Origin of the sequence: Streptomyces sp. HNM0645 (assembly GCF_030056615.1) — a bacterium.
Lineage (GTDB): Bacteria > Actinomycetota > Actinomycetes > Streptomycetales > Streptomycetaceae > Streptomyces > Streptomyces marianii.
Map to the genome: position 1 here is coordinate 14,763 of NZ_JASHLT010000058.1, position 26,652 is coordinate 41,414.

22 protein-coding genes, 1 tRNA gene and 3 pseudogenes are annotated in these 26,652 nt (G+C 72.9%); 12 read left to right on the plus strand and 14 right to left on the minus strand.

Annotation, left to right across the window (positions count from 1 at the left end; genetic code table 11):
* Positions 1-94: 94 nt before the first annotated feature.
* Positions 95-646 (minus strand): FHA domain-containing protein, encoded by a 552-nt coding sequence (locus tag QMZ92_RS30880; protein ID WP_283300869.1) that lies wholly within the window; start codon positions 644-646, stop codon positions 95-97.
* A gap of 286 nt (positions 647-932) precedes the next feature.
* Here QMZ92_RS30880 and QMZ92_RS30885 point away from each other — a divergent pair, with 286 nt between their 5' ends.
* The 3 genes from QMZ92_RS30885 (at position 933) to QMZ92_RS30895 (ending at position 7,444) form a co-directional block, all read left to right on the plus strand.
* Positions 933-2,801, plus strand: a complete 1,869-nt coding sequence (locus QMZ92_RS30885; RefSeq protein WP_283300870.1) for an HSP90 family protein — start codon at positions 933-935, stop codon at positions 2,799-2,801.
* Positions 2,798-6,124, plus strand: coding sequence for a tetratricopeptide repeat protein (locus QMZ92_RS30890; protein WP_283300871.1), 3,327 nt, complete (start codon positions 2,798-2,800; stop codon positions 6,122-6,124). The genes QMZ92_RS30885 and QMZ92_RS30890 overlap by 4 nt, the downstream gene beginning before the upstream one ends.
* Before the next feature lie 429 nt (positions 6,125-6,553).
* Entirely contained in the window at positions 6,554-7,444 is an 891-nt protein-coding gene (locus tag QMZ92_RS30895) for a GNAT family N-acetyltransferase (RefSeq protein WP_283300872.1), read from the plus strand.
* Positions 7,445-7,501: 57 nt separating this feature from the next.
* Here QMZ92_RS30895 and QMZ92_RS30900 read toward each other — a convergent pair whose 3' ends face one another.
* On the minus strand, positions 7,502-8,878 hold the full coding sequence (locus QMZ92_RS30900) for a GH1 family beta-glucosidase (protein ID WP_283300873.1): 1,377 nt from the start codon (positions 8,876-8,878) through the stop codon (positions 7,502-7,504).
* Positions 8,879-9,051: 173 nt separating this feature from the next.
* On the opposite strand from QMZ92_RS30900, the gene treZ reads away from it, so the two are divergent.
* Complete coding sequence (treZ, locus tag QMZ92_RS30905) at positions 9,052-10,803, plus strand: malto-oligosyltrehalose trehalohydrolase (RefSeq protein WP_283300874.1); 1,752 nt, start codon at positions 9,052-9,054, stop codon at positions 10,801-10,803.
* A 232-nt stretch (positions 10,804-11,035) separates the two neighbouring features.
* On the opposite strand, the gene QMZ92_RS30910 is transcribed toward treZ, so the two are convergent.
* The 3 genes from QMZ92_RS30910 to QMZ92_RS30920 all read right to left on the minus strand — a co-directional run bounded on the left by QMZ92_RS30910 (position 11,036) and on the right by QMZ92_RS30920 (position 14,209).
* Positions 11,036-12,172 carry an aminopeptidase P family protein gene (locus QMZ92_RS30910; protein ID WP_283300875.1) on the minus strand — a complete coding sequence of 379 codons (1,137 nt, stop codon included), beginning with the start codon at positions 12,170-12,172 and terminating at the stop codon, positions 11,036-11,038.
* Positions 12,173-12,416: 244 nt separating this feature from the next.
* The gene (locus tag QMZ92_RS30915; RefSeq protein ID WP_283300876.1) at positions 12,417-13,376 is read right to left on the minus strand and encodes a DUF1444 domain-containing protein; all 960 of its coding nucleotides are present in this window, start codon (positions 13,374-13,376) and stop codon (positions 12,417-12,419) included.
* 251 nt (positions 13,377-13,627) lie between these two features.
* Positions 13,628-14,209, minus strand: coding sequence for a TetR/AcrR family transcriptional regulator (locus QMZ92_RS30920; RefSeq protein WP_283300877.1), 582 nt, complete (start codon positions 14,207-14,209; stop codon positions 13,628-13,630).
* A gap of 193 nt (positions 14,210-14,402) precedes the next feature.
* On the opposite strand from QMZ92_RS30920, the gene QMZ92_RS30925 reads away from it, so the two are divergent.
* A complete protein-coding gene (locus tag QMZ92_RS30925; protein WP_283300878.1) occupies positions 14,403-15,236 on the plus strand; it encodes an oxidoreductase in 834 nt (277 codons plus the stop codon).
* 48 nt (positions 15,237-15,284) lie between these two features.
* Positions 15,285-15,821 (plus strand): SMI1/KNR4 family protein, encoded by a 537-nt coding sequence (locus QMZ92_RS30930; protein WP_283300879.1) that lies wholly within the window; start codon positions 15,285-15,287, stop codon positions 15,819-15,821.
* A 47-nt stretch (positions 15,822-15,868) separates the two neighbouring features.
* Here QMZ92_RS30930 and QMZ92_RS30935 read toward each other — a convergent pair whose 3' ends face one another.
* Positions 15,869-16,504 carry a nucleoside/nucleotide kinase family protein gene (locus QMZ92_RS30935; RefSeq protein ID WP_283300880.1) on the minus strand — a complete coding sequence of 212 codons (636 nt, stop codon included), beginning with the start codon at positions 16,502-16,504 and terminating at the stop codon, positions 15,869-15,871.
* Positions 16,505-16,581: 77 nt separating this feature from the next.
* Here QMZ92_RS30935 and QMZ92_RS30940 point away from each other — a divergent pair, with 77 nt between their 5' ends.
* Positions 16,582-16,971, plus strand: coding sequence for a VOC family protein (locus tag QMZ92_RS30940; protein WP_283300893.1), 390 nt, complete (start codon positions 16,582-16,584; stop codon positions 16,969-16,971).
* A gap of 59 nt (positions 16,972-17,030) precedes the next feature.
* Here QMZ92_RS30940 and QMZ92_RS30945 read toward each other — a convergent pair whose 3' ends face one another.
* Positions 17,031-17,507, minus strand: a complete 477-nt coding sequence (locus QMZ92_RS30945) for an ATP-binding protein (RefSeq protein WP_283300881.1) — start codon at positions 17,505-17,507, stop codon at positions 17,031-17,033.
* 116 nt (positions 17,508-17,623) lie between these two features.
* On the opposite strand from QMZ92_RS30945, the gene QMZ92_RS30950 reads away from it, so the two are divergent.
* Both QMZ92_RS30950 and QMZ92_RS30955 read left to right on the plus strand, forming a co-directional pair.
* Complete coding sequence (locus tag QMZ92_RS30950) at positions 17,624-18,337, plus strand: helix-turn-helix domain-containing protein (RefSeq protein WP_283300882.1); 714 nt, start codon at positions 17,624-17,626, stop codon at positions 18,335-18,337.
* Positions 18,337-18,585: a DUF397 domain-containing protein gene (locus QMZ92_RS30955; protein ID WP_283300883.1), complete on the plus strand. Its 249-nt coding sequence runs from the start codon at positions 18,337-18,339 to the stop codon at positions 18,583-18,585. Before QMZ92_RS30950 ends, QMZ92_RS30955 begins: the two co-directional genes overlap by 1 nt.
* A 3-nt stretch (positions 18,586-18,588) precedes the next feature.
* Here QMZ92_RS30955 and QMZ92_RS30960 read toward each other — a convergent pair whose 3' ends face one another.
* On the minus strand, positions 18,589-19,272 hold the full coding sequence (locus QMZ92_RS30960) for a DUF4328 domain-containing protein (protein WP_283300884.1): 684 nt from the start codon (positions 19,270-19,272) through the stop codon (positions 18,589-18,591).
* A gap of 306 nt (positions 19,273-19,578) precedes the next feature.
* On the minus strand, positions 19,579-20,406 hold the full coding sequence (locus QMZ92_RS30965; protein WP_283300885.1) for an alpha/beta fold hydrolase: 828 nt from the start codon (positions 20,404-20,406) through the stop codon (positions 19,579-19,581).
* 97 nt (positions 20,407-20,503) lie between these two features.
* Between QMZ92_RS30965 and QMZ92_RS30970 the strand changes: the two genes are divergently transcribed.
* Positions 20,504-21,451 carry a MerR family transcriptional regulator gene (locus QMZ92_RS30970; RefSeq protein WP_283300886.1) on the plus strand — a complete coding sequence of 316 codons (948 nt, stop codon included), beginning with the start codon at positions 20,504-20,506 and terminating at the stop codon, positions 21,449-21,451.
* 72 nt (positions 21,452-21,523) lie between these two features.
* On the opposite strand, the gene QMZ92_RS30975 is transcribed toward QMZ92_RS30970, so the two are convergent.
* Both QMZ92_RS30975 and QMZ92_RS30980 read right to left on the minus strand, forming a co-directional pair.
* Positions 21,524-21,596 (minus strand) — tRNA-OTHER (locus QMZ92_RS30975).
* Between the two features lie 214 nt (positions 21,597-21,810).
* Positions 21,811-22,806, minus strand: a complete 996-nt coding sequence (locus tag QMZ92_RS30980) for a hypothetical protein (protein WP_283300887.1) — start codon at positions 22,804-22,806, stop codon at positions 21,811-21,813.
* 387 nt (positions 22,807-23,193) lie between these two features.
* On the opposite strand from QMZ92_RS30980, the gene QMZ92_RS30985 reads away from it, so the two are divergent.
* Positions 23,194-23,967 (plus strand): hypothetical protein, encoded by a 774-nt coding sequence (locus QMZ92_RS30985; protein ID WP_283300889.1) that lies wholly within the window; start codon positions 23,194-23,196, stop codon positions 23,965-23,967.
* Positions 23,968-24,033: 66 nt separating this feature from the next.
* Here the strand turns inward: QMZ92_RS30985 and QMZ92_RS30990 are convergent.
* From QMZ92_RS30990 to QMZ92_RS31000, 3 genes and pseudogenes are all read right to left on the minus strand, one after another.
* Positions 24,034-24,176, minus strand: a pseudogene (locus QMZ92_RS30990) (IS630 family transposase); the annotation flags it as partial.
* Positions 24,177-24,267: 91 nt separating this feature from the next.
* The gene (locus tag QMZ92_RS30995; RefSeq protein ID WP_283300891.1) at positions 24,268-24,438 is read right to left on the minus strand and encodes a hypothetical protein; all 171 of its coding nucleotides are present in this window, start codon (positions 24,436-24,438) and stop codon (positions 24,268-24,270) included.
* Positions 24,439-24,535: 97 nt separating this feature from the next.
* Positions 24,536-24,742 (minus strand): annotated as a pseudogene (locus tag QMZ92_RS31000) (peptide-methionine (R)-S-oxide reductase); the annotation flags it as partial.
* 129 nt (positions 24,743-24,871) lie between these two features.
* On the opposite strand from QMZ92_RS31000, the pseudogene QMZ92_RS31005 reads away from it, so the two are divergent.
* Positions 24,872-26,240: pseudogene (locus tag QMZ92_RS31005) on the plus strand (IS1380 family transposase).
* Positions 26,241-26,652 lie beyond the last annotated feature (412 nt).

Sequence of the window (26,652 nt, forward strand, 5' to 3'; positions counted from 1 at the left end):
GGCGCTCACCGCAGGGCGCCGGCAGCACCGCCCGCAGCGGCAGGGCCCCTGCGCCCGTCCCGCGGCGCCCGTCCCCACCGCCCGCATACGCGCCTCAGCGCGCGTCGAGACGGAAGTTCATGTGGCCGAAGCCGACCATGTCGCCGGCCCGAACCACCACGGCGCCGGTCACACGACGGCCGTTGACGGTCGTGCCGTTGGTCGAACCGAGGTCGCGGAGGACCCACAGTCCGCCGCGCAGCACCAGTTCGGCGTGCAGCCGCGACACCGTCTCATGGCTGAGCCGCAGCCCGTTCGACGGATCACGGCCTATGCGCAGCGGATACGGACCCGGCTCCGGCAGCAGCAGCGGAGGCAGCCGCTCCGCCCGCCAGGCGCGGCCGAGCCTCATCGAGAACGCCGAGAACCTCCTCACCGCGCCGAACAGCTTCTCGGACAGCAGGCCGCCTTCGGGCCGCAGGTCCGCGGTGAGCGCTCGGAGTTCGTCGGGTCCGCGGGCGGCCAGGGCGAGCTCCATGCGCCGCACGAACGTGTCGTGCGACAACCGGCCCTGGACTGCGCCCTCCCGGAGCACTCCGAGGACGCGCTCCCGCTCGGCGTCGGAGGGCCGCGCGGGATACGTCTGGAACTCGAAGGAGGACGTCACAGACGTGATTGTCCGGCCGGGCGCCCCGGGTGTCCAGAAGGAACCGTGAAGATCACTTCCGTTCCGGTACGGCAGGTCCTGTGCCGGCGGGTCGGAAGCGTGGGCGTCCGCCGGGCCGCGAACGCCCCCGGCACCACCTCCGACCGGCGGTGCCGCCGGGCCCGGAGGCAAATCCGGAGGAGGTTGTCGGTGGCCGCCCGTACGCTGTCCCTCGCTTCGTGATCTGTGAGGGGGGGACCTCGCGATCACCGCTGTTCCATGAGTTCCCAACGCGAGGTGATGCGCCATGACTTCCGACGCACGGGCCGGGGAGACCCCGCCGGACGTCAGCAGCTTCCAGGTCGATCTGCGCGGACTGGTCGATCTGCTGTCCCACCATCTTTACTCGAGCCCGCGGGTGTACGTGCGCGAGTTGCTGCAGAACGCGGTGGACGCGGTCACCGCTCGCCACGCCGTCGACCCCGCCGCGCCGGTCCGAGTCCGGCTCTCCTCCGAGGCCGGCCGGGTCTCGATCGAGGACAGCGGGATCGGCCTCACCGCGGACGAGGTCCGCACCCTCCTCGCCACGATCGGCCGGAGTTCCAAGCGGGGCGGCGAGTACGGCCTGGAGTCCGCCCGCCGGGAGTTCCTCGGACAGTTCGGCATCGGCCTGCTCGCCTGCTTCGTCGTCGCCCGGGAGATCCGCGTGGTCACCCGCTCGGCCCGGACCCCCGACGCGCCCCCCGTGGAGTGGCTCGCCTCCGACGACGGGTCGTACACCGTCCGTGTCCTGCCCGACGAGGCCCGCCCCGAGGCCGGCACGACCGTGTACCTCGAGCCGCGTCCGGGCGCGGAGGAGTGGACGGTGGCGGCACGGGTCGAGGAACTGGCCCGGGACTTCGGATCGCTCCTGCCGTACGACATCACCTTCCGCGGCGACGACGGCGCGGAACGGCCCGTCACCGACCGTCCGGCCGTCTGGGAGCGCGACTACCCGACCCCCGCCGCCCGCCGGGTCGCGCTGTCCGGCCACTGCGCACGGCTGTTCGGCTTCACCCCGCTCGACGTCATCGACCTGGACCTGCCGGTCGCCGGCGTCCGCGGTGTCGCCTACGTCCTGCCCGAGCCGACGAGTCCCGCGCACCGGACCGGTCACCGCGCTTATCTGAAGGGCATGCTCCTCACCGACCACGAGGACAAACTCCTGCCGGAGTGGGCCTTCTTCGTCCGGGCCGTGGTGGACGCCGACTCCCTGCGCCCCACCGCCTCGCGCGAGCACCTGTACGAGGACGAGACACTGGCCGCCGTCCGCGACGCCCTCGGCGCCCGGATCCGCCAGTGGCTGGCGGAACTCGCCGCGGGGTCGCCCGACCGGCTCGCCGCGTTCCTCGCCGTACACCATCTCGGCGTCAAGTCCCTGGCCCGGCACGACTCCGAGCTGTTCGAGCTGATGCTGCCGTGGCTGCCGTTCGAGACCAGCGAGGGACAGCAGAACCTGGAGGAGTTCGCCGCCGCTCACTCCGAGATCCACTTCACCCGCACCGTCGAGGAGTTCCGGCAGATCGCCCCGATCGCCGCCGCCCACGGACTGGGCGTGGTCAACGCCGGCTACACGTACGACGCCGAACTCCTCGGCCTGCTCCCCGGCATCCGGCCGTCGGTGAAGGTGGCCGAACTCGACGCCGGAGCGGTCACGGACCGGCTCGACCCCGTGTCCACCACCGAGGAGCTGGCCCTCGCCGCCTTCCTCGGCACCGCCCGGGGGCGGCTGGACCCGCACGGCTGCGACGTGTCGCTGCGCGCCTTCCAGCCGGTGACCGTACCCGCGCTGTTCCTCGACGACCGGCAGGCCCGGCACGAACGCGACCGGGCGAGCGCACAGGAGAACGCCGACTCCCTGTGGAGCGACATCCTCGGCTCGCTGCGCGGTTCTGCCCCCCGCGCCCGGCTGGTGCTGAACCACAACAACCCGCTGATCCGCAGGATCGCCGCACTGCCCGACGCCGAGCTCACCGGAACCGCCGTCGAGTCGCTGTACGGCCAGGCCCTGCTGATGTCGCAGCGCCCGCTGCGCCCCGCGGACTCCACCCTGCTCAACCGGGCCTTCCTCGGGCTCCTGGAATGGGCGACCCACTCCGCGGCGCCGAGCGCGACCCCCCGGGAGGACCAGCAGTGACCTCGATGACCCCCGACGAGATCCGCCAGGGACTCGGCGAGAACGCCTGTGCCCCCTACGGCGCCGCCCGCAACGCCCGCGCGGAGGCGCTGAGCGCCGCCGCCGAGGCGACCGGAGACCGCGAACTCTTCCGCCGGTCGCTCCAGGGCCTCATCGACGCGTACGAGTACAGCGCCGAGCGCACCAGGATGGTGGTGCCCTTCGCCCGGCTCCTCCAGGAGTACGACCGGGACCCGTCGTCGTTCGGTTCCTACGAGGTGCACAGCCTGTACTGGCGCTTCAAGTGGGTCGCGGGAAGGATCGTCGAGTCCCCGGAGATCCCGCTCGCCACGGTCGACCGGTGGCTGACGGACATGGAACGCCGCTACCGACTGGCCGGCTACAGCGAACGGGCCGTCCGCCAGGCCGAGTTCCACCTCGCGGACGCGATCGGCGACGAGGCCCGGATGGACCGCGCCATGGCGGGCTGGTCCGCGGCGGAACGCGACGGGATGAGCGACTGCCACGCCTGCGAGATCAACACCCAGGGCTGGTACCGGGCCCGCAAGGGCGATGACGCCGGGGCGGTCGAGACCTGGGAGCCGGTGCTCTCCGGCGGCCAGTCCTGCATGGAGGAGCCGCACCGGGTGCTCGCCCACTCCCTGCTGCCGCTGGTCCGGCTGGGCCGGACCGCGGAGGCCCGCTCCCACCATCTGCGCGGCTACCGGATGACCCGCGGCAAGGACAGCCTGCTGCGCTCGGTGGGCGAGCACATCGAGTTCTGCGCCCTGACCGGCAACGAGTCGCGCGGTCTGGAGATCCTCGCCGAGCACGCGAGCCACCTCGGCCCGCTCGCGGACGTCGAGTCGCAGATGGAGTTCACCGGCGGCGTCCTCGTCCTGCTGCGCAGGCTCGGGGACCTCGGCCACGGGCACCTGCCCGCGACCTCCTACCAGGGCACGGCCCGCACCGTCGGCGAACTGTACGAGCTGCTGCACGCGGACGCGTTCGGCATCGCGGCCCGGTTCGACGCGCGCAACGGTTCGGCACACGTCTCGGCGCGGCTGTCCGAGCGCATCGCGCGGCAGCCGCTGCTCGGCGTGCTCCCGCTCGGCGTGCGCAGCCACGGGCTGCCGGCCGGCACGGTGCCGGTGCGCCCGGTGCGTGCGGTCCCGGTGGCCGTCGCGGGCGAGGCCGTTCAGGCACCGGCCGGAACGGCGGCCCGTGCCGTTCCGGCCGGTGCCCCGGGGGCGGGGTCCGGCGTGGAGACCGCTGCGGAGGCGGCCCGCGCGGACTTCACCACCCTGGTCGAGCGTGCCCGTACGGCCCGCCGTCGCGGTCACCCGTCCGCCGACGGTCTGTGGACGGCGGTCGCCCGGCTCGCCGGCGCGCACGAGGAGGGCGCGGACGCGGGGCTCGCGGGGGATCTGCTGGAGCATCGTGCGCACACGGCCGCGAGCGCCGGCGCGGCGGAGGCGGTGGCGCTCTTCACGGAGGCCGCCGGAGCGCACCGGGCGGCCGGGGAGCACGGCCGGGCGGCGTACGCCGAACTGGCCGCGGCCGGGTCGGCGGTCGGGTCCGGAGCCGGTCCGGACGAGATCCGCCGGCTGCTGGGCACCGCGCTGGCGACCGCGGAGGCGCTGGACGAGTCCGACCCGTCGCGGCCCCGGCGCCTCGCCTCGGCCGAACTGACCAGGATCCGCATCGAGTCCTTCCTGCGCGGCCACGTACAGCACGCCGGCGAGGACGGCGGGGCCGGCGAGCACCGGGAGGACGACGGGCAGGACGGGCCCGGTCCCGGGGTGGACGCCGTGATGGTGGCCGAGCTGGAGGCGTTCGTCGCCGGGGCAGGTGCGTCCGGGGTCGGGGCGGGGTTGACGGGTGCCGTTCCCGCCCGGTCCGCCGGCGCTGCCGCCGGCCTCGCGGCGGCAGCCGACGCGACGTCCGCGGACACCGATGCGGAGCCGACCGCGGCGGACACCGGCATGCGGGCGGCCCCGGCGTCCGAGGTGGCCGACGTGGTCGGCGCGGCCGAGTTGCTGCTGGCGAAGCTGGCTCTGACGGTGGGAGACCTCGGCCGGGCGGAGCCGCTGCTCGACTCGGCGGCCCGGCACTGCCTCGCCGCCGAGCGCCCGTGGGAGGCCGTGGAACCGCTGGCGGTGCGCGCCCGGGTACTGGCGGCGCGGGGAGCCCTCGACGATGCCGAGGCTGCGGCGCGGACCGCGCTGGGGCACGCGGGTGAGGTGACCGACGGCGTCGAACAGGCCGCAGTGCGAATGACCCTGGCGGAGGTGCTGCTGCGCCGGGGCGGCGAATGTGCCGAGGAGTCCGCGGCACACGCGCTCGACGCCGCGCACTGGTTCGACCAGGAAGGGCTGGCGGCGGCCGGCGGAGCCGGGGCCCGACTGCTGCTGGCCCGGGCGTACGCGGTCGCCGACCGCACCGCCGAAGCGGCCGAGGTTCTCCAGTCGGCGCTGCCCGATCTCCTGGAGCACGGCGAGGAGGAGGGCGTACAGGCCCGGGAGACGCTGGGCCGGCTGCTGCAGGAGCTGCGCGATCCGCGCGCCGCCGCAGAGCAGTTCCTGCAGGCCGCCGAGACGGTGAAGGGATGGGGAGAGCCCGGTCCCGAGGCCGGTCTCGCGCACTCGGCCGCCGAGGCCCTCGGCCAGGCCGGGCTCAGGACGGAGTCCGAGACCGCGTACGCCCGTGCCCTGGAGCTCTACCGGCTCGCGGGTGACAACCCCGTCGGCGAGGTTCGGGCGCTGCGTTCCCTCGCCTGGATGTCCGTCGGCGGTGAGCACGGGGACGAGGAGGGCACGACGGGCGGGGCGGACCGGGCCCGGGCTCTGATGGAGCGGGCGCTGGACGTCCTCGACGGCTCCGACGAGCCCCGGCTGCGCTACGAGCGGGCCCAGACCTGGCTGCAGCTGGCCCAGTTGCTGGACGACGGCCTCGATCGCGACGATGACGAAGAGGATGACGGAGACGACGACTTCGACGACAACGACGACGTTCTCGACGCGGAGGGGCAGGAGGACGGCGGCGCAGTCAGGAGCGAACACGACCTCGCCGCCGACGCGGCCACCCGCGAGGAGATGGTGCGGCTGCTCGGCCTGGCGGCCGCGGGCTTCGCGGAGTTCGGCGAGGCCGCGCTGCGCGACCGTGTCCAGTGCCTGGTCCGCGCCGCCTGGACGGAGCGTGCCCTCGGCCGCGCCGTGGACGGCACCGCGCGGATGGATGCCCTTGTCGGCGAGTTGAAGGAGCTGGAGACCGAGACCTCGGCCGGGCTGCTGCGCCATGCCGAGTACGTACGCGATCAGTTGGCCCAGCCCATCGGCGGCTGAGCACGGGCACCACGCACGGGATGGGAAGGGGAAGCGGGAACGCGTCCGCGGGTGGGGGAGTCGCCCCGGGTCGCGCCCCCTTCCCACTTCGCGCGCGGCGCGCCCAAGCGCCGTCAGCGGTCGGCTGAGGAGGGGCTGTCCCGGCAACAGCCCACCGGGAACGGTCCGCGGGGACCGGCGCCCCGGCGCGGCCGCACCCCCCGCATCCCGTCCCACTCCCCCCGGCCGGCCACTCCCGCGGGGCGACGGGCGGTAAAGCGCTGGAGTGCTCTCGCACGGGGGTCTACCATGCTGCCGGCGCCCATGGCCGCTGGAAGGAGGCGAGCGCAGTGCAGACCAGATCGTTCCCGCGCTCCCGCCCCGACCGCCCGGCGTCCGTCGTCTGACCGGGAGCGCAGTACACGTTCCGCAGTCCCGGAGGACCTCACCATGACCGCTTCGACCGGTCCGCTCTTCCGCGCGCTCTCCGAGAGCGACGCGCACCTCTTCGACACCCTGCCCGATCCGCTCGGCGTGGGCCGGGCCCTGGCCCGCGCCACCCACCGCCCCGAGTGGAAGCGGGTCGCCCTGCGCGACGGGAAGGTCGTCGCACGTGCCGCCTGGTGGGGCGGTCCCGACGACACGGCTCCCGTCAATCTCAACTGGTTCGACGTCGCCGACGGCGAGGAGGAGGCGGGCGCCGGACTACTGTGCACCTCCCCGTTCCGGGTCGAGTACGAGCTGATCCTCCCCTCCGGCTGGCGCGAGGACCCCGTGTCCCGGGCCGCCGCCGAGGTGCGGATCCGGGCCGCGGAAGCGGCCGGGATGGGCGTCCTCGTGGAACGCTTCCAGTACCGGTGGACGCCCGACTGCGGGCTGCCGGAGCGGCCCGGACGGCTGGAGTTCCGGCCCGAACCCGACGACGCCGTGTTCCTCGGCGTGCTGCGCCGCGTTCACACGGGCACCCTCGACGCGCATGCGCTGCGCGCCATCGCCGAGGGCGGCCTGGACCAGGCGGCCCGGGAGGAGCTGGACTTCTTCCACTGGTGCCCGTCACCGCGCGCATGGTGGCGGCTGGCCTACCGGGACGGCGAACTCGTCGGTCTGCACATCCCGGCGCACAACCCGTCGGGCCCGTGCATCGGCTTCATCGGCGTCGTTCCGGAGCACCGCGGCAACGGCTACGCGTACGACCTGCTCGCCGAGTGCACGCACTTCCTGGCTGAGCGGGGCGCGGAGTTCGTCGCGGGCGCCACCGACCAGGGCAACGTACCCATGGCGGCCACCTTCGCCAAGGCCGGGCACCCCGTGGTGCAGGAGCGCGTCCACCTCGGTTTCTGACCCGGTGCCCGCGCGGAGCGGGATCCGCTCCGCGCGCGGGGCCACGCCCCGGGCCGGTCAGCGCGACGGCGGACACGCGGTCCGCTGGGCGCGGATGACGTCGCGGTACCACGCGTACGACGCCTTCGGGGTCCGCTCCAGGGTGTCGTAGTCGACGTGGACCAGGCCGAAGCGCTGCGAGGCGCCCTCCGCCCACTCGATGTTGTCGGTGAGCGACCAGACGAAGTAGCCGCGGACGTCGACGCCCTCCTCCACCGCGCGGTGCAGGGCTCGCAGATGGCTGTCGAGGAACGCGATCCGGGAGTGGTCGTCGAGGCCGTCGTAGGAGCAGCCGTTCTCCGTGATGTGGACGGGCGGCAGGCGGTCGCCGTAGCGCGCCCTGAGGGTGACGAGCAGTTCCCGCAGGCCGTCCGGGACGACGGGCCAGCCGAACCGGGTGCGTTCGGCGCCCTCGATCTCCCTCAGTCCGAAGGGGAGTTCGGCGGGCATGCCGAGTCCGGCGTAGGAGTCGAGCGCGTCGGTCGCGGGTGCGCCGACCAGCATGGGGCTGTAGTAGTTCACGCCGTACCAGTCCAGTGGCTCGGAGATGACCGCGAGGTCGTCGGCGACCGGCCCCGGCATCAGCCCGTCGAATCCGTCCGGGTAGCGGCCCGTCAGCAGCGGGTCGGAGAAGAGCCGGTTGGTGAGCGTGTCGTAGAGCTCGGCGGCGGAGCGGTCCTCGTCGCTGTCGCTCGACGGGTGGACGGGCGAGTGGGACACCGCGAGGCCGATGTTCCCGGCACCCGCGGCACGCAGGGCCCGGACGGCGAGGCCGTGGGCGAGGAGCTGGTGGTGGGCGGCGGGCAGGGCGTCGAAGAGGAGCCGCTTGCCGGGGGCGTGCTCGCCGAGCGCGTAGCCGAGCATGGTGACCTCGGCGGGCTCGTTGACGGTGATCCACATGGGGACGCGGTCGGCGAGTCGTTCGGCGACGACGGCGGCGTAGTCGGCGAACCGGGCGGCGGTGTCGCGGTTGAGCCACCCGCCGGCCTCTTCCAGGGGCAGCGGGGTGTCCCAGTGGTAGAGGGTCGGCGCCGGGGTGATGCCGTGCTCGCACAGTGCGTCGACGAGCCGGTCGTAGAAGCCGAGCCCGGCGGGGTTCACCGGACCGCTGCCGCCGGGTGTCACCCGGGGCCAACTGACGGAGAAGCGGAAGGCCCCTGCGCCCAGTCCGGCGAGCAGGGCCACGTCCTCGCGGTAGCGCGCGTGGAAGCCGGTTCCGCGGGAGGCGTCCGCGCCGTCCTTGATCCGTCCGGGTTCCGCCGCGAACACGTCCCAGCCGGAGGGGCCCTTGCCGTCGGTGTCGGCGGCGCCCTCCGTCTGGAACGCGGACGCCGAGGCACCCCACAGGAATCCGGGCGGGAAGGAGGGCAACGGTGTCGCGGAGGGCGATGTCATGGCGCGGACCCTAGTACCGGCGAGTACGGCGCCTCCAGAGGGCGAAGTTGCCAGGATGGGGAGAACTGCCGCCGACGACACGACTCCGCCGGTGTGACGGACGCCCGGGTGACGGACGCCCGCATGACGACGCCGGCCTCACCGACGCCGAGATGACAGGGGATCGATCACCAGTGCTGTTCGAGGTATGGGCACCGCGGGCGCAGGACCGGGTCGACTTGTGGCTGGAGGACACCGAGCAGGGGATGGAGCGCGATCCGTCGCGGGAGGACTGGTGGACGGCCGAGGCGGACGCGGGTGACGGGGACCGCTACGGCTTCCGGCTCGACGGCGGGCCCGTCCTGCCCGACCCGCGCTCGCGCCGTCAGCCCGAGGGCCCGGACGGGCCGAGTGCGGTGGTCTCTCCCGACACCTATGTCTGGCGCAGCGACGACTGGCGCGGCCGGGACCTCACGGGCGCGGTCCTGTACGAGCTGCACATCGGCACCTACACCCCCGAGGGCACGCTCGACGCCGCTGCCGCCGCGCTCGGCGAGCTGGCGGAGCTCGGCATCACCCATGTGGAGCTGATGCCGCTGTGCCCCTTCCCGGGGACGCACGGCTGGGGCTACGACGGGGTGGCGCCCTGGGCCGTGCACGAGCCGTACGGCGGCCCCGGGGCGCTGAAGCGCTTCGTGGACACGGCCCACGGTCTCGGGCTCGGCGTCGTCCTGGACGTCGTCCACAACCACCTGGGACCGTCCGGCAACCATCTCCCCGCGTTCGGGCCGTATCTGACGGACCTTCACCACACTCCCTGGGGCTCGGCGATCAACCTGGACGCGCCCGGCTCGGACGAGGTGCGTGCGTACCTGATCGGCAGCGCGCTGGCGTGGCTGCGGGACTACCGCGTCGACGGGCTGCGGCTGGACGCGGTCCACGCCCTCGTCGACACCCGGGCACTGACGTTCCTGGAGGAACTGTCCGCGGCGGTGGACCGGTTCGGGGCGGACGTACGGCGCCCGGTGTTCCTGATCGCCGAGTCCGACCGGTGCGACCCGAGGACGACCACCCCGCGCGAGGAGGGCGGTCTCGGGGTCCACACCCAGTGGAACGACGACTTCCACCATGCCCTGCACGCCTCGCTGACCGGTGAGTCGCAGGGCTACTACGCCGACTTCGCACGCGCACCGCTCGGCGCGCTCGCCAAGACCCTCGGCCATGTCTTCTTCCACGACGGCACGTACTCCACGTTCCGCGGCCGTACGCACGGCCGTCCCGTCGACCTCGTCCGCACACCCGCGCACCGGTTCGTCGGCTACGCCCAGACGCACGACCAGATCGGCAACCGCGCGACCGGCGACCGGCTCTCGTCGGCCCTCTCGCCCGGACTGCTGGCCTGCGCTGCGGTGCTGGTGCTGACGGGGCCGTTCGTCCCGATGCTGTTCATGGGCGAGGAGTGGGGCGCCCGTACGCCGTGGCAGTTCTTCACCGACCACACGGACCCGGAACTCGCGGAGGCGGTACGGCAGGGCAGGCGGCGGGAGTTCGCCGGGACCGGGTGGGCGGCCCAGGACATCCCCGACCCGCAGGACCCCGCCACCCGGCGGCGCTCCTGCCTGGACCGCTCCGAGCGGGACCGCGAACCCCATGCCCGGCTCCTGGCCTGGTACCGGGAGCTGATCGCCCTGCGCCGGGGCGAGCCCGACCTGTCCGACCCGGACCTCGCGGCCGTGCGGGTCGCCTACGACGAGGAGGAGCGCTGGTTCGTCTTCCGCCGGGGCGACGTACGGGTCGCGGTCAACCTCGGCGGGGAACCGGTCGCGATCCCGCTCGGCGCGGGGGGCGGCCGGGTGCTCGCCGCCTGGGACGAGACCGCACCGCCGGGGCAGGAGGGCGTGCTGGAAGTGGCGGGCGAGTCGTGTGTGGTGCTGCACGACGCGTGACATGGCACGTGCCCGGCAGCGCCCCCATCGGTGGCCTGCCACCGGGCCGGCCCGCGCCGGGACACGTGGACATGCCTCCGGACCCGGCAGGCCGAGGACATGCGCCATGTCACCCGGGCGTACACGGCCGGGACGCGTGACATGCCACCGGGCGGGCCCACGGCGGGACGCACGACACGGCCCCGACCCGGCACGCCGCCCAACACGCCGGCATGCCTCCCGCCCCGGGGTCCTACTCGACGATCGCCAGCTCGCGCGGTGTGTTGTTCAGCCGCCGGCCGCCCGTCTCCGTGACCGTCACGATGTCCTCGATCCGCACCCCGAAGCGGCCGGGGAGGTAGATGCCCGGCTCCACGGAGAAGCACATCCCCGGGACCAGCGGCTGCTCCTCCCCCTCGATCATGTACGGCGGCTCGTGCGTGGTGACGCCGATCCCGTGGCCGGTGCGGTGGACGAAGTACGCCCCGTAGCCGGCGTCGTCGATCACCGCGCGCGCCGCCCGGTCGACGTCCTGGCAGGTGGCACCCGGCCGGACCGCCTCGTAACCGGCCTGCTGCGCCTCGCGCACGATGTCGTGGACCCGCCGCTCCTCCTCGGTCGGCTCCCCGACGTGGACGGTCCGGCTGGTGTCGGAGCCGTAGCCGTGCTTGAGCCCGCCGAAGTCGAGGACGACCATGTCGCCTTCCTCGATCGTGCGTTCACCGGCCTCATGGTGCGGGTTGGCCCCGTTCGGGCCCGATCCGACGACGGTGAAGTCCACCTGCGAGTGCCCGAAACGCAGCAGCAGTCCGGCGAGGTCGGCGGCCACGTCGGTCTCCCTGCGGCCGGAGAAGCGCACCTTGAGGATCTCGCGGTACGTCTCGTCGGCGGCGGCCCCGGCCGCCGCCAGCCGGGCCAGCTCCCGCTCGTCCTTGACGGCGCGCAGCATGGGCAGGGCCCGGGTGAGCGAGGTGTACGTCGTGCCGGGCAGTTCGCGCTGCATGCCGAGCAGGTGCATGGCCCAGGCGTTGTCGCTGATCCCGTAGCGGCCGCGGCCTTCGAGCAGTGCGGCGGTGACCGCGTACGGGTCCTTGCCGTCGGTCCAGTCGCGCAGCCTGAGCACGTCCCCTCCGGCCGCGCTCGCCGCGTCCGGGGCTTCCAGGGTCGGCACGACCAGCACCGGGTCCTGGCCCTCGACGAGGACCAGGAAGGTCAGCCGCTCGGTCGGCACGGGCTGGTAGCCGGTGAGGTGGACCAGGTCCGGGCCGGGGGCCACGAGGAGACCGGACAGCCCGGCCTCGGCGGCGGACCGGGCGGCCCGGGCCATCCGCGCCCGGTAGTCGTCGGCGGTGAAGGGCGCCGGCGTCGCGGACTCTGCGGTGCTGGGCATGGGCTCTCCTCCTGCGTTCGGTGCTCGTCCCCGGTCGGGTCGCGGCCCCGTACCGGGCCGGGGTTCCCGGGTCAGGCGCGTCGGCGTCCTCGCCGGGACGGAGCTTCCGGGTCGGGCCGGGGTTCCCGGGTCGGGCGGGCCGGTGTCCTCGCCGGGCCCGCCTCCCCGGTTCGCCGGGCCGGTGGCCCTCGGAGCGGCCCGATCGCGGTACACGGGCCGGGCCGGGTCGGCCGGTCGGTCGGTGTCAGTCGTCGCCGGTATGCCGTGCCAGGAGACGCTGCAGCATGTCCTGGAAGTCCTCGCCGACCACGATCCTCAGCCCCTCGCCGCCCTCGTCACGGTCGCTGAGCTGGGTCAGCGTCCCGGCCCGCCACCAGTAGACGTACGGGGTGATCGCCCCCGGCGTGTCGGCGTACCCGGACGCGGCGAAGGCGGCCAGCGCGTTCAGGGAGGGGATGACACCGGCGTCGCGGATGACGTGGAAGGCGATCTGGTGCCGGAACGGCAGTGCGACCAGCGCGCCGTCCTCGGTGATCTGCTGCCCGGTGACCTGGCGGACGAGCGCGTCCAGCACGAGGACGCGGCTGGCCGTGTAGAAGGAGTCGCCGACCACCACCTCCAGGCGCATTCCCCCGGCGTCCTTGATGGTCTCGTGGCCCTCCACGGGGAGGTCGCGCAGATTGGCCATCGCACGCTCGCGCAGCACCGGCACGTCCCCGAGCGGCTCGAGGGCGTCGTCGGTCAGGATCATCACGCTCTCGGGCAGGTCGAGCGCGAGCACCTCGCTCAGCCCCGGCGCGAGCGCGCGGGCGTAGCGGAACGTCTCCCCGTCCAGGCCCTCGGAGCCGATCACCCGCGGGTACAGCTGGGACCGGATCTGATCGGGCGGCAGGGTGTCGAGCGCGGACGGCGCGTCCATGGTGCGCAGCACCATGCCGACGTGACCGCGGATGACCTTGGGCCAGACGCGGGGGCCCCGCTCGTCGTTGTGGCAGACCGCGGCGAGGTTGCCGAGCCCGAACTGGCGTCCGGCGCTGTCGGTGACGACGTCGGAGTAGACGGTGACCTCCAGGCCGCGCTCGGCGAACGCCTCCCGGACCTGGCCGCGGAAGCGTGAGCCCTCCGCCACCGAGAAGAAGGCGAACTCCGCGTCCCGGGGCGCGTCGTCCCCGTCCCGCTTCGGCCCTCGCCGGAACAGCCCCACGTCGGCCCCCGCTCATCCTGTGTCGGATCGGATCCTGATTGCTCGGGTGTTGGGTGTGCTCGGTTTTCCTCCGGGTGTGCTCAGTTTCGAGCGTACCGACCGCACCACGGGCCCCGCCTGCCAGGGCCGGGCGGCGCCCGCGCGCCCCTCGGAGCCGCGGGGCCGCATGCCTGCCGGGTGCCGCAGGACGGCCTCGGGGGTGTCCCCGAGCAGGCGCCCCCGGGCCGGGCTCCGACGAAGGTGTACGGCGGTCAGGCCCCTGCGTCCCCCTCGCGCGCGCGGACGGTGAACCCGGCCAGGAAGAGGGTGAGCCAGCGTTCCCGCACGGCGGGCTCCTGGTCGGTGGGGGCGGTGAGGATGAGCATCAGGAAGTCGTCGACGGTGACGTCGGGGTGGAGGTCCCCGTCGGACACGGCGGCGGCGATGATCCGCTCCATGGCGCCCCTGAACCGCTCCTCCTGCTGCTCGGTCCAGTGTGCGGCGCCCAGGGTCTGGGCCGCCGCCTTGACGCTGCGGTCCCGGGCCGAGGCCTCGACCGTGCGTTCGGCCAGGCGGGTGATCTCCGCCATCGCCCGGGAGCCCTCCCCGACCCGCGCCGCCGCGGCTTCGATCTCGCCGGTGATGATCTCGCTGTGCTCGGCGATGACGGCCCCCACCAGGTCCGTCTTGGTCGGGAAATGACGGTAGAGCGTGCCCACGGCCACTCCCGCCGCCTCGGCGATGGCGTCCATCGGGACGTCGGGCCCGTGGAGGGTGATCTGCTCGCGGGCGGCGGCCTGGATCTTCGTCCGGTTACGGACGGCGTCCGCGCGCAGCGGCCGGGAAGCGGCCATCGGTCCTCCAACTCCGCCAGGGGACGGTCCGTCGTGCTGTCGTGTCGCGCCGGAGCTCGGCACCGGGCCCGCGGCAAGAACGTGAATTCTAGTTCAGGATCACGGCCACTCCGCTTGCACAAACATGAACCAGCGCTCATGATGATTGTGAGCCATGGTTCATATTATTGCCGCCCCCATCGGAGGACCCCTCATGTCGAACAAGGTCGCCCTGGTCACCGGAGCCTCGTCCGGGATCGGCGAAGCCGCCGCCCTGGAACTGCACGCCCGCGGGTTCACCGTCTACGGCGCCGCCCGTCGCGTCGAGCGGATGTCCGTCCTGGCGGAGCGCGGGATCCGCACGATCGCCATGGACGTCACCGACGAGGACTCGCTGCGCGCCGGTGTCGACCGGATCGTCGCCGAGACCGGCCGGATCGACGTCCTGGTGAACAACGCCGGGTACGGCTCGTACGGCCCGGTGGAGGACGTGGCCCTGGACGAGGCCCGGTACCAGTTCGAGGTCAACGTCTTCGGCGCGGCCCGGCTGACCCAGCTCGTCCTGCCGCACATGCGCTCCCACCGCAGCGGCCGCATCATCAACATCACCTCGATGGGCGGCAAGATCCACACCCCGCTGGGCGCCTGGTACCACGGCACGAAGTTCGCCCTCGAAGGCTTCAGCGACTCGCTCCGCATGGAGGTCAGGCCCTTCGGTATCGACGTGGTCGTCGTCGAGCCGGGCGCCATCCGCACCGAGTGGAGCGGAATCGCGGCCGACAGGCTCCGCAAGGTGGGCGGCGACAGCGCGTACGCCACGCAGATCGAGTCGATGGCCGGGGCGCTGGAGTCGGAGAGCAACGCGCGCCGGTCCTCCTCTCCTTCGGTCGTCGCCCGCGCCATCGGCCGGGCCGCCACCAGCCGCCGCCCCAGGACCCGTTACGCGGTTGGCATGGGCGCCAAGCCGCTGATCCTGATCCGCCGCGTCCTGACCGACCGGGCGTACGACGCGCTCATCGGACGCGCGATGGGCAGCCTCGGCGCATAGCTGCCGGGCACGGACGGCTGTGTCAGTGGGGCCGGTTACGGTTCACGCATGACCGAGACGACCGTTGACGACCGCGCCTTCCCACCTGCCCTGGCCGAGGTGGCCAGGTTGGAGTTCGTGTACGGAGAGGACGGCGACGGCGTCGACTTCGAGCCGTACGACGCCTTCGACTCCGCGGAGAGGACGACCGACTGGCTGCGCCACTGGACCGGCAACCACGAACTGGACGGCGGCGCCTTCCGGCTCTTCGGCCAGGACGGTTCCGGCGGCCTCGCCGCCATATGGTTCGCCCGCCCCGGCCGGCCCCTGGCCGAACAGCCCGTGGTGTTCATGGGTTCGGAGGGCGAGCGCGGCATCGTGGCAGGGAACCTGTCGGACTTCCTCTGGGTGCTGGCCGACGGTATAGGCCCCTTGGAGGCCGTCGAGTTCGGGGAGCGCGAGGCACGCTCGAACGCCGACCCGGAGCTGGCCGCCCTCGCCGAGCGGTACGCGACCACCCCGCGCCGGCCCGCGGGGCAGATCATCGACGAGGCCGGCGCCGAATTCCCCACGTTCTCCGACGACATCGACGCGCTCTGCCGCTGAGCAGGGGCGCGCGCACGGCAGCGGGGCGACTAAGACACCGGTCCCCATCAGCTCCCAGTCCCCATCAGCACCGTCAGATGGGCGCGGTGCCGGCCGCGCGCCACCAGCCGGGCGTTGAGCTCGTCGGAGTCGCGGACCCAGCGTTCGGCGTACGCGCGGTCCTTGCCGAAGCGGACGTGCCGGTCGACGAGCCGGGGCACCCGTACCACGTCGGGCAGTTCCAGGTACCAGACCTCGTCGAGCAGCGCACGGATCCGCGACCAGGGCCCGTCGTCGTACAGCAGGTAGTTGCCCTCGGTGACGACGAGCGGGACGTCCGGAGCGACCGGGATGCTGCCCGCGACCGGCTCCTCCAGTGTCCGGTCGAAGGCAGGCGCGTACACCGCCGTACCGGCCTCGGGGCTGCGGAGCCGGGTCAGCAGCGCCGCGTACCCGGCGGCGTCGAAGGTGTCCGGGGCGCCCTTGCGCCCTGCCCTGCCGAGCCGCTCCAGCTCGGCCCCGGCGAGATGGAAACCGTCCATGGGGACGAGCACGGCACGCTCCGGGCCCAGTCGCGACACGAGCTCCGCGGCGAGCGTCGACTTGCCCGCCCCCGGCGGCCCGGCGATGCCGAGGAGGTGCCGTCCACCCGGGTGGGCGAGGCCGCGGGCACGGTCGGTGAGCTGCTCGGTCGACGGGTCCATGCGAGGCATTGTGCACAGCGCCGGTGATACTGGGGCGCCCCCGAGCAAGGAGTTCCGACCCCGTGTCCACCACACCGCTGCCCCGCATCGCCCTCGTCACGCTCGTCGTCCGTGACTACGACGAGGCCATCGCCTTCTACCGGGACGCCCTCGGCTTCACCGTCGTCGAGGACACCGACCGGGGCGACGGTTCGCGCTGGGTCGTGGTCCGGCCGGGTGGCGAAACGGGCGGCACGGACCTGCTGCTGGCGAGGGCGAAGGGCGACGAGCAGTCGGCGAGCGTCGGCGCGCAGACCGGCGGCCGGGTCGGCTTCTTCCTCCACACCGACGACTTCGCCCGCGACCACGCCCGGATGACGGCGGCGGGCGTCCGCTTCCTGGAGGAGCCCCGCCACGAGCCGTACGGTTCGGTCGCCGTCTTCGAGGACCTGTACGGCAACCGCTGGGACCTGCTGCAGCCCGCGTAAACCGCGCCGGCGGGCGCTCCGGGCGCTCACCGGGGCAGGTCGAGTTCGGCGCGGAACGCTCACCGCGGCAGGTCGAGTTCGGCGCGCACGGTCTTCCCGACCGGCACGCGGTCGAGGACCGACCACCGGTCGGCGAGCGCCGCGACGAGCACCAGGCCCCGGCCGGTCTCGGCGTCACCGGCCGGGTCGGCCGGGAGGCAGATCGCTCCGGGCCGGGGCGGGCGGCGCTCGCCCCGCGTGTCCGACACGTCGACGGTGAGCGTCCCCGCGTCGAGGGCGAGCCTCAGCTCGAAGTCCCGCCCCGGTACGCGGCCGTGGGTCACCGCGTTCGCCGCCAGTTCGGCGACCAGCACGGCCGCGGTCTCGGACACCTCCGTCCCGTGTGGAACGCCCCAGGAGTGGAGCTGGTGGAGCGCGAGGTGCCGGGCGAGCCGGGCGCCGCGCGGTATGGAGCTGAAGCGCTGCGTGAACACACGTACGGTGACGGGCGGTCGGGGCGCGGCGGTGGCGGTCGGTGGGGTGGCCGGTGCGGTCATGAACCCCAATCTGAAGGCCTTACCAGGGGTTTCTCCAGAGGGGAGCCGTGTACGCCCCGTCAGCGTACGCGCACTCCGGGTGGACGGTACGCGTCACCATCCGTGACCATGGTCCGATGGCGATGACGGACACCGGCGGAGCCGCTACGCACGCGACGGAGCCGGAAGCCTCGGACAGTCTGAGGACGTTCGGGGCGGTGGTCCAGGCATTACGCGAGCACGCGGGCCTCAGCCGCGGCGACTTCGCCCCGCTCGTGGGGTACTCCAAGCACACGGTGGCCTCGATCGAACTGGGCCGCCGGATGCCGGACGACGACTTCGTGGAGCGGGCGGAGGCGGCGCTCGGGAACACGGGGGCGCTGCGGCGGGCCGCGCGGCACCTCTCGCGGCGGCCGGGGCTGGCGGCGTGGTTCCGGAGGTGGGCGCGGCTGGAGGCGGTGGCGAGCAGTCTCTACACGTATGAATGCCGGTTGATTCCGGGCCTGTTGCAGACGGAGGCGTACGCGCACCTGTTCCTTCGGCGGACGGGCGGCGCGGCGGTGACCCGCGAGCTGGTCGACCACATCCTCGATCTGGCCGAACAGCGGAACATCGAGCTCCAGATCATGCCGCTGGTGCGGGAGAGCCATGCGGGGCTCGGCGGTCCGATGCAGCTGCTGGAGACCCCCGACAACAAGTGGTTCGGCTACTGCGAGGGGCAGGAGAGCGGCCAGTTCGTCTCCGACGCGAAAGTGGTCAGCATGCTCCAGATGCGGTATGCCAGGATGCGCTCACAGGCTCTCACCCTGGAGGACTCACTGAGCCTGTTGCGGCGGATGCGAGGAGCATGATGAGCGGCACGGCGGAACTGGCCTGGTTCAAGAGCAGCTACAGCAGCGGCTCCGGCGACGACTGCGTGGAGGTCGCGCTCCCCTGGCACAAGTCCTCGTACAGCAGCAGCGGTTCGGGCGACTGCGTCGAGGTCGCCGCCTGCCCCACCACCGTCCACGTCCGCGACTCCAAGGCCACGCAGGGCCCCCGGCTCGCCCTCTCCCCCACCGCCTGGACGGACTTCGTCAGGTACGCCGCCCGGGGTTGACGCCTACGGCACCGGTGTGGCCTCCAGCGCCTTGCGGTGCTGCATGGCCGTGAGACGCCGGACGACGAGGACGGCCAGCACGGCGGCGGCGATGTCGAGCAGCACGGAGAGCATCGTCAGGGCTATCGCCTGCCGCGTCTCGGCCGGCCCCTCGGCCTTGGCGTGGATCCATGTCGCCAGGGCCGTAGGGACGGTGCTCACGACCCAGAGCGTCCACCAGGCGTTGACGAGTCCGCTCGACTGCCGGGGCGCCGGGCCGAGATGGGCGCCCGGGGTGCTCGCCGACCAGATGTCGAGGGCGACCCGGCGCGGGATCCACAGGTTCACGACCGGCACGATCCAGCCCCACACCGCCCAGCCGCGCACCAGTCCGTGCTCGTCAGGGGCGAACGCCTCGGCGTTGATCCGCGCGCGGCGGAACCAGAGGATGAAGACGACGCCACAGGCCACGAAGGTGTTCATCGTGGCCACATCGGACCACCGGTAGAGGCTCTCCCAGCGGTCGTACACCTCGAAGCCGACCGGCCCCGCGCCCCAGAGGGCGTACATCCTCACGCCGACGACGACGGAGAAGACATCGGCCGCGATCACGAGGCCGAGGAGCGCGATCACGGCGGCACCGAGGCCCCTGAGCGAACGCACACCCGTCCGGCCGGTCGGCGGGACGCTGACGGAGTCGACGGACACGAGAAGGCCCCCCACGGGAACAGAAGCGTCCGCCCAGGTCAGCGGCCGTTCGCGGAACATATGTCGTTGCCGGGCGCGCTGTCCACGGAGATAATCCGCGGGCGTCCGGCCGGGCGCGTCGGCCGCGTTCCTCCTCTGCGGCACCACCGGCAGGGCCTCACGGCGGGCCCGGCCCCGGAGTCCTCAAGCCGGGCGTCCCGTACCGCCCCGGGGTGGTACGGGGGAACGCCCGGGGCCGGGACACGGCCCATCGTGCCGCGGAGCGGCCCTTGGACGCACCCCACCGCACCCCACCGCACCGTGGCGTCACACCGTGGGGGCACCGTCACGGCCGCCCTCGGTCCTCGCCAACCGGTGCCCCTCCCCCACCGCGGCGCGCAGCAGGACCGACACCAGTTCGTCCGGCGCGGACAGCATCGGCCAGTGCCCGGTGGCGAGTTCGAAGAACCCCCAGCGCGTTTCCGCGAGCTGCCGGAAGAGCGGGTTCCCCGTCGCCACCAGGGCTTCGACGCCGCCGATGTCCATCGTGCCGCCGACCGTGCAGAAGACGCCCGTCATGGGCAGCCCGCCGACCGCGTCCGTGAACCGGACCGGTTCGGTGAGGGTGCCCACCGGCTGGGGTGCGGCGAGGCGGGCCAGGCGGGCGATCCCGTGCTCGGGCACACCCGCGAGGTTTCCCCACTGCCGCCACTCGTCCGGCGTGGGCGCGGGCACCCGCCAGCCGTCCTCGGCCCGGGCGGGCTGCCCCAGCATCCGGTCGCGGACGGGGCCGTCCGGCATCTGCTCGCGTACCTGGTCCAGCACGGACAGCCCGTCGCGGGGCAGGGGCGCGTCCACGTAGACGATCCCGGCTGTCCGGTCCAGGCGCCGGCCGGCGGCACCGAGCGCCGGGTAGATGCCGTAGCAGTGGCCGACGAGGACGACCTCCGGCTCGTCGACGTGGTCGATGAGCTGCACCAGGTCCTCGACATGGCTGTCCATGTCCGTTCCGGGACCGGAGAGATGGCGCCGGTCGCCCATCCCCGTCAGGGTCGCCGGGTGAGCCCCGGCTCCCGACTCCCGCAGCCCGGCAACCACTTCCCGCCAGACCCATCCTCCGGTGTGGCCTCCCGACACCAGCACGAACGCCGTCATCACGCCTCCTCGGCCAGGGTACGTTCCGCACGGCCGGCCCCCCGTGGGCCGGCCGGTCCGGGTACCGTAGGAACTCCCCCTGAGGGAGGTTCAAGCCTTGTCGCCGGACGCCACGTTGACCATCGGGGAGCTCGCGGAGCGTGCGGGCGTCACGGTCAAGACGGTCCGCTTCTACTCGGACCACGGCCTGCTCCCCGAGTCCGGCCGCAGTGCGGGCGGGCACCGCCGGTACGGCCCCGAAGCGCTCGACCGGCTGCGGCTGATCCGCTCGCTGCGCGCGCTCGACCTGCCGGTGTCCGAGGTGGGCCGGGTCCTGGAGGGCCAGGACGGCGACGCGCCGGACGATGTCCTGGAGGACGTGATCACGGGGCGGTTGCAGGTGCTCGGACCCCAACTGGCCGCCCTGCGCTGGCGGGAGGCGTCCCTGCGGCTGCTGCGTGACTGCGACTCCGGCGAGCGCGCGGAGCGGCTGCGGCTGATCGGCGCGCTGTCCGTGCCACCCGGCACGGCGTCGATGGCGCGGTTCTGGCGGTACTGGCTGCCGCCGCGGCTGCCGGCCCGGGTGGTCTCCGCGTTCCTCGACCAGGCCGTGCCGCACCTTCCCGACGACCCGACGCCCGCCCAGGTGTGGGCCTTCGCCCGCATGCACGCGCTGGTGTCCGGGAGCTGCTCCGGTTCCGTCCGGCCGCAGCCCGCCGTCCACCTGCCCGACCGGGGCTACCGTCCCGCCGTGCTGTACGACGGTCTCGGCGAGGCGTACGCGCTGGCGTCGGCCGAACTGCGGGCTGGGCGGCCGCCCCGGGTGGGCGAGGCCCTCGACTGCTTCGTCTCGGTCTATGCCATGTCACGCGGCACGCGCGACACCCCGGCGTTCCGCCGGCTCCTGGGCCGCCAGCTGGCCGCGGACCCCCGTATCGACGTGTACTGGCAGCTGACGGCCGAACTGTCCACCCCGCCCGGCGCCCCGCCCGAACCGAACCCGGGCTCCGCCCACGACTGGCTGTGTGCGGCGCTGGACGCGGGGACCGCGCGGTCCGCGGACTGACACCGGGCGATTCCGCCGGCGGCGGGGGCGGGCACCGGTCCGCTCACGGCGTCCTCGGGGAGAGAGGAGCGGCGGCGAGGGCAGGATTCGAACCTACGTCCACCCGGAGAGCGAGCCGGGCGCTCCTCCACAGAGCTTCCTCGCCGCCGCGCCCGATCCTCGTCCGCCGATGCGCCGTGGGCAACTCCTTTTCCGAGGGCTTGCGCCGACCTACGGCAACCAACGGCGGGACACGGCGGTTGCTGGGCCGAGTGCCCTGCGCCTCACCGCCGTTCCGCGGCGCGGCCGTACCGGCTCCGTCGCTGCGTTTCCGCGTCGGGTACACGGAAACACGTCCGGTCACGCCCTCCCCGGGCCGGTCACAGCCACTCCTGTGCGGCGGCGCGCTTCCCCTTGCCCGAGAACACCCCGGCGGATCGCAGCGCGCTCGCCATCAGCGGATCGCCGACGGCCACGCCGTGCACCAGCTCCGGGGTGCGGCTGAAGCGGACGGCCTGGGGAGCGGGCCGCTGCGCGGTCCAGCCGCCCGCCACCGGATCGACCCCGTGGCGCGCGCAGACCTCCTCGACCAGCGAGCGCGGGCACTCGGCCTCGCCCCTCAGAACCTCCCAGGGAAGGGGAAGTTCGGCCCAGACAAAGGTGTCGGGATGCAGTCCGCCGCCGCTCCTGCGGTGCCAGTAGGCCACGTCCGCGGCCATCAGACGGGGCACCTTGCCCGGGCAGACCCGGTCCAGGATCCGCTCCTCGCCGAGTTCGGTGAGGAGCGCGAACCAGTGCGCCCGGGCGGTGCTCCAGGCCTGCGCGGCCTGGTTCCACGTCGACGAGTCGTTCCCCGACCGCACGATCATGGTGTGCCGTTCCAGCCGGCAGCGGTTCCAGGCGTCCTCCAGCAACTCGGCCACCTCGCGCAGGAACCGGTTCCAGCGCACCAACAGGCGGGCGAGGTCCGCGTCGGACACGTGCCCGAGCACCTCGGCCGTGGGGTGCACGTGCGCGACCGCGTACCAGTTCGTCCGCCCGGGTTCGGCCCGCAGCCGCTGGAACAGAGCGTCGGCGACTTCGTCGTACGGACGCCGCTGCCTGCCGTTCGTGAAGACGCTGCGCATATGGGCTCGGGCGGTGAGGTAGGCGACGAACGCCGCGGTGTCGGGGTCGGCGGCGAACAGGTCGTACGGCAGGGTGTGCGCGAACGCGCCCTTGCCGGTCATCGTGACCGCACGGCGGCGCTGCTCGTGAACGACCCTGGCGAGCTTGGCCTCCATCCTCCGCAACAGCCGGAACCGCTTGTTGTACTGGCGCTTGGAGATCTCGCCGATGCCGGCCTCGGCCCGCTCGGCCCGGTTCAGCCGGTCCATGCCGAAATCGTTGTCGCCGTAGGCGCGGCAGATCTCGTCACCCGCACGGCGGATCGCGGCCTCGATCTCGGCGGGATCGTCGCCGGCCCCTGCAGGGAGTTCCGTGACGCTCCTGAACCGCTCGTGAGTGCGACCACCTTGGCCTCGCGGTCGGCCAGCGCGATCAGCATGCCGATGTCGTAGACCGGGACCCGTGCGCTCACGCGGCGTTGTCCGGACGAAGCCCCTGCCTGCCCTGGCCACCACCCAGTACCCCATGGGATGCGGTCCGCTGGTCCGGGACGCTTTCCTGCGAATCGTCGTTGCCGGCCTCGGCTCGTCAGGGTGACGTAGGTGTGTGCGTGTGTCGGACCTTGCCGGTGGTGGGCGGTCCGTGAGACTCGTCGCATGAGTGAGGAGAGGGCTTCCGGGGACTACCGGGAGAGGGCGGGGCACGTGATGCTGCTGGCGGTGGTGCTCGCGGTCCCGGCGCTCAAGCTGGCCTGGACGCTTGGCGGCGGGGACGCGGCCAGGGACGCGCTGATCGCCATGGGGCCGGGCAACTGGGCCGACATCCTCATCGGCATGTTCCTGAACGAGGCCCTGTTGGCCACAGTGCTGGCCGTGGTCGTCTCGCGCGCCACCTACGCCCACTTCGCAGCCAGGGGCGGCGCCCTCCGACACCGGGACACCCCCATGGCAGTGACCGCGGCCACCGCCGCCGTGGTTCCGGCCGCCCTGGGGGTGGTGGTCGGTGCGTTCAACGGCCTGGGCTGGGGCCTGGCCACCGGCTTGGCCTCCTACGTACTGCGGGTGGGGGTGATGGTCGACTACAAGACCGGCCGCCGTGAGCACACCACGGGCCGCCGTACCGGCAACCGGGCCGAGACCGCCCCCCAGCGTGCCGCCGACGCCCTGTGGATCGCCGGACTGCTGCTCGGCGTCGTCGTCCTGCCCTCCGTGGCGATCGTCGCCGCCCTGGACGGACGCTCCTGGACCAGTGTCGAGAGGTGCGACGTGAACACCGGCAGCGGAACCCACCGCGCCCGCCTGGTGGAGCTGACCCGGCAGGGCAACGGCATCGTCGGCTGGGACCTGGCCGACTCAGAGGTCGTCCACGGCGTCAACTGCGCCGCCGACGAGAACGAGACCATCCGACCCCCGTGGTGGCGCGACGCCTGACGACAGCTCATCGGCCTCCCGTCGGGACGTCGACGAACAGACCGGTCCCAGTGAGACCCCTGCCTGTCAGGGTGAGGCCGGGGTGTCGAGGGTCAGGCCGATGCCGGCCATGAGGCCGTGCGGGTGTCGGGCCGGTACTGGAGGCCCTTGAGGCGGCTGCGCACGAGCGTCTCGAGCCGGTCGAGGGCGACGACGGCGAGGCCGGCCCGCCTCCATCCGCATACCTCACACACCACGGAACAGGGCCACCACCCCGGCCGTATCAGCGACTTCGCGAAGGATCACCCCGACGAGCCGAAGTCAGTACTTGCGCACCACGAGGTCCGCTTCCGTGCTGCCGGCGACCCACGCCTGAGCCGCCTGGGCGCGGTCCGTCTCCTCGACGACCCCGGCTCCTCCGTCCGCTGGAACGCGGCCCGCTGCCCCCGCCTCCCCGCCCGCGTCCGGCTCATGCTCCTCCGTGACCGCCACACCGCCGAGGACACCGCTCAGAACACGGCGATCCCGCCCGGCGTCATCCGGAGGACGGCCGAGCGGGATCAGGAATCACCGACGGGAAGCCCCGGGGTCACTCCGCGTCCGGCTCCAGCCTCAGCGAGATCGAGTTGATGCAGTAGCGCTGGTCCGTGGGCGTCGGATAGCCCTCTCCCTCGAAGACGTGCCCGAGGTGCGAGCCGCAGCGCGCACACCGGACCTCCGTACGGACCATGCCGTACGTCCGGTCCTCCAGCAGCTCCACCGCGCCCGAGTCCTTCGGGTCGTAGAAGGACGGCCATTCTTAGCCTCGCGCTTTCATGAAGCAGACTGTCCGACAGGCGGTCAGGAAAGCAGAAAGTGCCTCTGAACAGCAAGAATGAGGATTGTCGAGGTCCTTGTTCCTGCCGAAATCAGAGGCACCTTCAAGGTGAAGCACTCTATCGGGTCCTATCCCCGTGTCCGCGTCCAGGACGACGGCCGCCAGGTCGTCTCCCAGGCCGGGTCGGTCCTGCTCGTCGAAACGGTCCGCAAGACCGGTCTTGACCAGGCCATATCCCAGGCTCTGGCTCCGTGGCGGAAGCAGCGGGCCGTCCACGATCCCGGCAAAGCCCTCCTGGACATCGCCCTGGCAGTTGCACTGAGCGGAGACTGCCTCGCGGACATCGCGATGCTGCGGTGTGAGCCGGCCGTCTTCGGCCCGGTCGCCTCCGACCCGACCATCTCCCGGCTGATCGACACCCTCGCCGCCTCCGGCGAGAAAGCCCTGCAGGCCATCCGGTCCGCACGCTCCGAAGTCCGCAACCGGGTGTGGTCGTTGGCCGACGAGAACGCCCCGGACGCCGACGGCCAGGTCGTAGTCGATCTCGACGGCGTCCTCGTGATCTCCCACTCCGACAAGGAGGACGCGGCTGCGACCTGGAAGAAGACCTACGGCCATCACCCACTGACGGCCTTCCTCGACCACGGGCCGGGCGGAACCGGTGAGCCCCTCGCCGCCCCTCCTGCGGCCGGGAAACGCGGGCTCCAACACGGCAGCCGACCACATCACCACCGCCCAACTCGCCCTGGCCCAACTCCCAAAGCGTTACCGGCGGGGGCGGCAAACCCTGATCCGCACCGACTCCGCGGGCGGCACCCACGACTTCGTGTCCTGGCTCGCACGAAGAGGGCGATGGCTGTCCTACTCGGTCGGCATGGTGATCACCGAACCGATCCACGAACACGTACTGAAGGTCCCCGCCTCGGCCTGGACCCCAGCCGTCGAAACCGACGGCGAGGCCCGTGACGGGGCCTGGGTCGCCGAGCTCACCGGCAAGCTCCTGAACGGCTGGCCCAAGGGCATGCGAATGATCGTCCGAAAGGAACGGCCCCACCCTGGCGCCCAGTTGAGAATCACGGACGCGGACGGCATGCGGATCACGTGCTTCGCGACCAACACCCCCGACCGGCCGATCGCCGAACTCGAGCTCCGTCACCGGCTGCGAGCCAGGGCCGAGGACCGGATCCGGGCCACCGGCCTGCGCAACCTGCCCCTCCACACAACAGCACAGAACAAGGTCTGGCTCGAGATCGCCCAGATCGCCCTTGACCTGCTGGCCTGGATGCCCATGCTCGCCCTCACCGGCAAGGCCCGCCTCTGGGAGCCCCGCCGCCTGCGATTCCGTCTGTTCTCCGCAGCCGCCCAACTCGTCACCACCGGACGCCGCAGAACCCTCCGCCTCGCCCGGCACTGGCCCTGGACCAGGGAGATCACCGCCGCCCTCGAACGGCTCGCTCTCCTGCCCAACCCCGACTGACCAGCAGGCCCCCTATCCCGACGACAGCACCACCCCACCCGGAGCAGTGGAACCCGGCGCCCACCCGAAGCGACAATCGGGCCGCCGGCCTGCCCACCATCAGCTCCGGAAAGCGAAAGGGTCCACCAACACCGTCGGCGGACCCTCACGCAAGATCGAGGCTAAGGGCAGGAGGGCTGTGGCATGTCCGGAGCTGAACAGACGTTGCGCCTCATCAGAGATCTCGACCTGTCACCACGAGGCCAGGCTCTGTCTCAACTGACCATGCCGAAGTCGTGCACGGCTCCTAATACTCCAGCAGTACTTCGTGGCTTGACCTGGGGGAACGTCGAGCGGTGGGAGTGTAGCGGGCGGGCAGTTGTCACGGGCGGTTTCTGCCTGCCCGTCCCTCGAAGGAGTGCCCGCGACGGCG